Source organism: Ruegeria sp. YTSA219, assembly GCF_059609985.1.
Genome location: NZ_JBXWMT010000014.1, coordinates 94,340 through 100,339 on the forward strand (window position 1 = coordinate 94,340; position 6,000 = coordinate 100,339).

Below are 6,000 nucleotides of genomic sequence, written 5' to 3' on the forward strand. Positions count from 1 at the left end.
AATGTTCATGAGGGCTTGAATAGCGATTCAATTCAGGCGGCAACAGGGCAAAATCGTCACGTCATCTGCAACGGACGTCGCGTTTTGCTATTTTTGACGTGACCAAGCACCAGACATCCACCCAAAAGGCAGAAAGCTATCGGTTTGCGCCCGCCCGTCGGGCCGGGGCTTCGCCCTTCCGGTCGCCGCCGCGTCCACTGGACGCGACGCCGCTTTCAGCGGTTCGCGCCCGGAACCCACAGAACATCTTGGGTTCCGTTTTCATTGGCACAACGGGCTGCGACGAAGAACCAGTCGCTCAGACGGTTCAGGTACTTGACTGCGGTTTCGTTGACCGGCTCCATGTTGGTCAGCTCAACCGCAAGCCGTTCGGCCCGGCGCGATACGGTTCGACATACATGCAGATGCGCCGCAAGACGCGAGCCACCGGGCAGGATGAAACTGCGCAGCGGTTCCAAGGCTTCGTTCATCGCGTCGATTTCAACCTCCAGCCGGTCAATCTGCGAGGGCACGATGCGCAGAGGCGGATAGTCTGCTTCGGCATCCTTTTCCATGTCGGGACGACAGAAATCTGCGCCCAGATCAAACAGGTCATTCTGAATGCGGGCGAGTGCAGCTTCGACATCCCCATCTGCCTCGGTCCGGGCGACGCCGACAAAGGCGTTCAACTCGTCCACGGTGCCATAAGCGGTCACGCGGCCCGAGTATTTGGCGACGCGTTCGCCATTGCCGAGTGCGGTTTTGCCATCATCACCGGTGCGGGTGTAAATCTTGTTCAATACGACCATTTACTGACCTCCCTGACCGCGCAGCCAGACGTAAAGCACGATCAGAATCACGGCGATGAACTGAAACAGGATACGCAGGCGCATATACTTGTTGCTTTTCAGTGCCGCGTCCCTGCCGCTTTTGCCAAAATTCGAGATGCCAAGCGCCAATACGACGACAACCGCCGCCATGGCCAAAAGCAAAATGACCATCATTAGGTCCATGAGTACACCGTCCGCGTTTCTGTTTGCCTAGGGCTATCATCTAGACCCGTGCGTGCCAAAAGCGAACGGGTTATTTCGCCTCAGACCCCTGCAAGGATGCGGTCAATCGCACGTGTCGACAGGATGCGGCGCAAACAACCGGCAATAAATGTAGGTGTTGTCACATAGTATCGGGGGCGCGGGCGCTTGGATTCTACGGCGTGGGCCAGCTTGGTCGTAACCGCTGATGCGGGCAGTTCAAACCGATCCGGCCCCGGCGATTCATACAGTCTTTTCAACAAAGAGGACTCATACCGCTCGCGCAGGGCCGAGTTTTGCCAGTTGATGAACCGCTCGAAGAATGGGATTGAGTTTTCGCGGATTTTAGATGTGATCGGGCCGGGTTCGATCAAAATGACCTTGATCCCCGTATCAGCCAGTTCCAGGCGCAGTGTATCCGTCAGCCCTTCGATTGCATATTTCGTGGCCACATAGGCGCCGCGCCACGGATAGGCCACCAGACCCAGCACCGAAGAGTTCTGAACGATTCGCCCGTGTCCTTGACTGCGCATAATCGGGATGACCTGCCTGGTCAGTTCGTGCCAGCCAAAGAAGTTCGCCTCGAAAATCTGACGCAGGCCTTCGGTCGGCAGGTCCTCGACCGCGCCGGGCAGGCCATGTGCGCCATTGTTGAACAGCGCGTCCAGGGTGCCTCCGGTGGCCTCCAACACTTCGTTCAAACCCGACGAAATGCTGGCCGTATCGGTATAATCAATGCGCGGGCTTTCAAACCCCTGCGCCCGCAACCGGTCGCAATCGCGCTGTTGTTTGCACGAGGCAAACACGCGCCAACCCCGCGCGCGCATCCCATGCGCCGCATCCAGTCCGATGCCCGATGAGCAGCCAGTAATTAGAATGGTCTTCTGCATGATTTTCCCGATTCTGAACCAGCCCCAAGCTAGGGTGCACAGAGTATGGGAACAATCATTGCTCCACGTCAGTCTGGTGTTTTTCTGACCAAAGAGGTCGAAATCCACCCCACCTGTTGCTGCGGCAACACGCGCAGTCGCAACCATCCGGTGCCCGAGTCACTTAGCACCTCGACCTTCTGGCCGATGCGCGCTTTGCCAACAATCGGGTAGATCGTTCCAGGGCCGTCACGCATGTTCACGCGGGTCCCGGAGATTTCCCGGATATCTTTCCTGGGTTCAGGCTGGGCGGCGGGTTCAGGCTGCACGTCCTTGGTGATTTGCTTCAGGCCAGTTACACCGTCTTCTAGGGACGCAAGCGTGATGCTGGCAGTCTGATCGTCAAACACCGAAAGCGCGTTGAAAGTGTCCAGACTGGCGGGTTCTGCGACAATCGCTGCGACTGCTGGCTGGGGATCAATCGGGCGCTCGCGCACGACCGGCGAGCGCATAGCGACATTTGTCACAAGCTCTTTTGCCGGAGACGGTGCTACGGTTTTGGGGGCCGCTTTCGAGGCGACTCGCACAGGCTGTTCTGACCGCACACCGCGCGGCTCGAAATTAGGCCCGCCACTCATGACGTAAAAGCACCAGCCAAGTGCAGCGAAACTCATTACAATCAGGCGCGTCATGGCGCATCCCCCGGTCGATCAATCAAAACAAAAAAAGGCAGCAGACTAATGTCAGACATCCTAGCATAATTCGCGACCCAAGTCGAAAAACGGGGGAAATCGGGGGGTTGCCTCCCCCTGTTGCAAAAAGCGCCACTTGTCCCCAGTAAAATATGTCTTGCTTGCTTTACCCGCGCGCCCTTGCGTCGTATCACATCATCTATGAATGATACGATCGACGACCCCAATATGGTGGCCCCCGGAAACGGGGGCGAAGTAGCCGAACCGCTGCGCCGCGCGATTGGTGAACGTTATCTGACCTATGCGCTGTCCACCATCATGCACCGGGCCTTGCCCGATGCACGGGATGGTCTGAAGCCGGTGCATCGGCGAATCCTCTATGCGATGCGCGAACTGCGACTCAGTGCAACGGGCGGGTTCCGTAAGTCGGCGAAAATCTCGGGCGATGTGATGGGTAACTATCACCCGCACGGCGATGCCGCGATTTATGACGCGATGGCGCGTTTGGCGCAGGATTTTAATGTGCGCTATCCGCTGGTCGACGGGCAGGGGAATTTCGGCAATATCGACGGCGATAACCCGGCGGCCTCTCGTTATACCGAGGCTCGGATGACCATCGTGGCCGAGGCTCTGCTTGAGGGTCTGAACGAGGATGCTGTCGATTTCCGTGACAACTATGACGGCACGCTGACCGAACCGGTGGTTCTGCCCGCGCAATTTCCGAATCTGCTGGCCAATGGCTCCAGCGGTATTGCGGTGGGCATGGCGACGAATATCCCGCCACATAACATCTCGGAACTGTGTGACGCCTGTTTGCATCTGATCAAGACGCCGGATGCGCGCGACGATACGCTTCTGAACTACGTGCCCGGACCGGATTTTCCAACCGGCGGCGTAATCGTTGAACCGCCTGCGAATATCGCGCAGGCCTATCGCACCGGGCGCGGGTCATTCCGCCTGCGCTGTAAGTTCGAGGTCGAGGATCTGGGCCGCGGTCAGTGGCAGATCGTCGTCACCGAGATTCCCTATCAGGTTCAGAAATCGAAGCTGATCGAAAAGATCGCCGAGCTGATTCAGACCAAGAAAATCCCGATCCTTGGCGACGTTCGTGACGAATCCGCAGATGACATTCGCCTGATCCTTGAGCCGCGTTCCAAGAACGTGGACCCCGAGGTACTGATGGGCATGCTTTACCGTAACTCAGACCTTGAGGTGCGGTTCAGCCTGAACATGAACGTGCTGATCGACGGGGTGACACCCAAAGTCTGCTCGATGAAGGAAGTGCTGCGCGCTTTCCTGGATCACCGGCAAGAGGTTCTGCTGCGCCGGTCGCGCCACCGGATGGCCAAGATCGACCATCGGCTGGAGGTGTTGGAGGGCTTTATCGTTGCCTTCCTGAATCTTGACCGCGTGATCGACATTATCCGCTATGACGATGACCCCAAGGCTGCGCTGATGCGCGAAGACTGGGGCATCGACCATGTCCGCGCCACCAATGAGGCCGACTATGTCTCGCCCAAACCGGGCGAGGGCGAGCTGTCCGAGGTCCAGGTCGACGCAATTCTCAACATGCGTCTGCGCAGCTTGCGCCGTCTGGAAGAGATGGAGCTGGTTCGCGAACGCGATGAGCTGATGTTGGAACGTGCCAATCTCGAAGATCTGCTAGCCGACGAAAGCCTGCAATGGGCCAGCATCGCCGAGCAACTGAAAGAGACCAAGAAAACCTTCGGCAAGGACTATGAGGGCGGAGCGCGGCGCACCCAGTTTGCCGAAGCCGGTCAGGTCGAAGAGGTCCCGCTTGAGGCGATGATCGACCGCGAACCGATCACGGTTGTCTGCTCTCAGATGGGCTGGATTCGCGCCATGACCGGCCATATCGACCTGAACCGCGAGTTGAAGTTCAAGGATGGCGATGGGCCACGGTTCATCTTCCATGCGGAAACCACCGATCGGCTGCTGGTCTTTGCCTCGAACGGTCGATTCTATACCATCAGTGCCGCGAATCTGCCCGGCGGTCGGGGTATGGGCGAGCCGCTGCGCCTGATGGTCGACCTGCCGAATGAGGCGCAGATAATCGACATCCTGATCCACAAACCGGGGCGCAAGCTGCTGGTGGCCTCGGATGCGGGTAACGGCTTCACCGTGCCCGAGGATGACGTGCTGGCACAGACCCGAAACGGCAAACAGGTGCTGAACGTCAAAGGCGACGAAACAGCGATTATCTGTAAGGCGATCGAAGGTGACCACGTTGCAGTGGTTTCTCAGAACGGCAAGTTTCTGGTCTTCCCGACCGAGGAACTGCCTGAAATGACCCGCGGCAAGGGCGTTCGCCTGCAGAAATACAATATGGCGCGCGGGCGGCAGGGGACGCTGGAATTGGACGGCGGGCTGTCAGATATCACCACCTTCAACTGGGAAGAGGGCCTGAAATGGTCCATGGGTGGCGACAAGACCCGGCACGAGGCAGATCTTTCGCAATGGCTGGCCAAGCGTGCCAGCGTCGGGAAAAAGCCGCCATACGGCTTCCCGCGTGATTTTAAATTCTCCTGATCAGGCCCGGTCACAGAGGATTTATGCCGATACGGCTTGGCACAAGCCGTATCGGTGCGTTAGATCAAAGAAAAACAGGCCTATCGAGACGAGACATGTTGCGCATTTTGACACTGATCACCGGATTGGCCCTGATGGGCGCCTGCACCCAAACGCAGGTTTACGAAGAGCCTGAGTCGCTGGGCGAATTCAAGTTGCGGGTAAACTATGCCTTTGCCGATAAGGCGGTGCAGGGGCCGGTAAGCCGGGATGCGACGCCCGACGAATGGACTGCGGCCATTCAAAACGCGGTGGATATCCGCCTTGGGCGCTATACGGGCGCTCAGGAATACGACATCGGCATCAGCCTCGAGGGCTATATGCTGGCCCCTCCCGGAATTCCGGTGATCTACAACCCCAAGAGCACTGCGATTGTTCTGGTCAACGTTTATGACGTGAACAAGAAAGAGTTTCTTGCCAAAGGTAAGCAATTCCAGGTGCTGGAAGACACAACCGGCGGCAGTGCCCTGAAAGGTTCGGGCCATGAACGGACGAAACAAGAGCAAATGAGCGGGCTGGCTCTGAAAGTTGCGGACCGAGTCGAAGAATGGTTGGCCGAGGAACATTTGGAAAACGGTTGGTTCGACCGGCGTCCCGAACTGATCCAGCCACTCGATTCAGGTGAAGCAACGCAAAATCCGGCTTAAAGAACGGCATTTCCCGCAGGATGTGCTTGATTTTCTCCTTTGAACCCAATATCTCGCGCGCGCAGATGTAACCACGGGACCAAGGGTCCCCCAAAGCACAAAAGGGCGCCTGAGGAATGGCAAAGGAAAAGTTTGAGCGTAATAAGCCGCACGTCAACATCGGCACGATTGGCCACGTTGACCACGGCAAGAC

At 57.7% G+C, this 6,000-nt stretch carries 7 protein-coding genes; 2 read left to right on the top strand and 5 right to left on the bottom strand.

The genetic code is table 11. From position 1 onward, the window contains the following. Nucleotides 1–215: 215 nt before the first annotated feature. The 4 genes from AC2FFB_RS16955 to AC2FFB_RS16970 all read right to left on the bottom strand — a co-directional run bounded on the left by AC2FFB_RS16955 (nucleotide 216) and on the right by AC2FFB_RS16970 (nucleotide 2,571). Nucleotides 216–788, bottom strand: coding sequence for a cob(I)yrinic acid a,c-diamide adenosyltransferase (locus tag AC2FFB_RS16955; protein WP_142639287.1), 573 nt, complete (start codon nucleotides 786–788; stop codon nucleotides 216–218). Continuing rightward, nucleotides 789–992 (bottom strand): twin transmembrane helix small protein, encoded by a 204-nt coding sequence (locus AC2FFB_RS16960; protein WP_142639289.1) that lies wholly within the window; start codon nucleotides 990–992, stop codon nucleotides 789–791. 80 nt (nucleotides 993–1,072) lie between these two features. After that, entirely contained in the window at nucleotides 1,073–1,900 is an 828-nt protein-coding gene (locus AC2FFB_RS16965; protein WP_281995884.1) for an SDR family NAD(P)-dependent oxidoreductase, read from the bottom strand. Between the two features lie 68 nt (nucleotides 1,901–1,968). Further along, nucleotides 1,969–2,571 carry an SH3 domain-containing protein gene (locus AC2FFB_RS16970; protein WP_246097307.1) on the bottom strand — a complete coding sequence of 201 codons (603 nt, stop codon included), beginning with the start codon at nucleotides 2,569–2,571 and terminating at the stop codon, nucleotides 1,969–1,971. Nucleotides 2,572–2,772: 201 nt separating this feature from the next. Here AC2FFB_RS16970 and AC2FFB_RS16975 point away from each other — a divergent pair, with 201 nt between their 5' ends. Then, nucleotides 2,773–5,121: a DNA topoisomerase IV subunit A gene (locus tag AC2FFB_RS16975; protein WP_496875218.1), complete on the top strand. Its 2,349-nt coding sequence runs from the start codon at nucleotides 2,773–2,775 to the stop codon at nucleotides 5,119–5,121. A 95-nt stretch (nucleotides 5,122–5,216) separates the two neighbouring features. Continuing rightward, nucleotides 5,217–5,807, top strand: a complete 591-nt coding sequence (locus AC2FFB_RS16980; RefSeq protein ID WP_496678806.1) for a hypothetical protein — start codon at nucleotides 5,217–5,219, stop codon at nucleotides 5,805–5,807. On the opposite strand, the gene AC2FFB_RS16985 is transcribed toward AC2FFB_RS16980, so the two are convergent. After that, a partial coding sequence (locus AC2FFB_RS16985; RefSeq protein WP_271951280.1) for a hypothetical protein occupies nucleotides 5,804–6,000 on the bottom strand: 197 nt, incomplete at its 5' end. The genes AC2FFB_RS16980 and AC2FFB_RS16985 overlap by 4 nt on opposite strands.

Coding starts and splice junctions, on each gene's coding strand:
- AC2FFB_RS16980 (WP_496678806.1), top strand. CDS start 5,217: ATGTTGCGCATTTTGACACTGATCACCGGATTGGCCCTGATGGGCGCC.
- AC2FFB_RS16970 (WP_246097307.1), bottom strand. CDS start 2,571: ATGACGCGCCTGATTGTAATGAGTTTCGCTGCACTTGGCTGGTGCTTT.
- AC2FFB_RS16960 (WP_142639289.1), bottom strand. CDS start 992: ATGGACCTAATGATGGTCATTTTGCTTTTGGCCATGGCGGCGGTTGTC.
- AC2FFB_RS16975 (WP_496875218.1), top strand. CDS start 2,773: ATGAATGATACGATCGACGACCCCAATATGGTGGCCCCCGGAAACGGG.
- AC2FFB_RS16965 (WP_281995884.1), bottom strand. CDS start 1,900: ATGCAGAAGACCATTCTAATTACTGGCTGCTCATCGGGCATCGGACTG.
- AC2FFB_RS16955 (WP_142639287.1), bottom strand. CDS start 788: ATGGTCGTATTGAACAAGATTTACACCCGCACCGGTGATGATGGCAAA.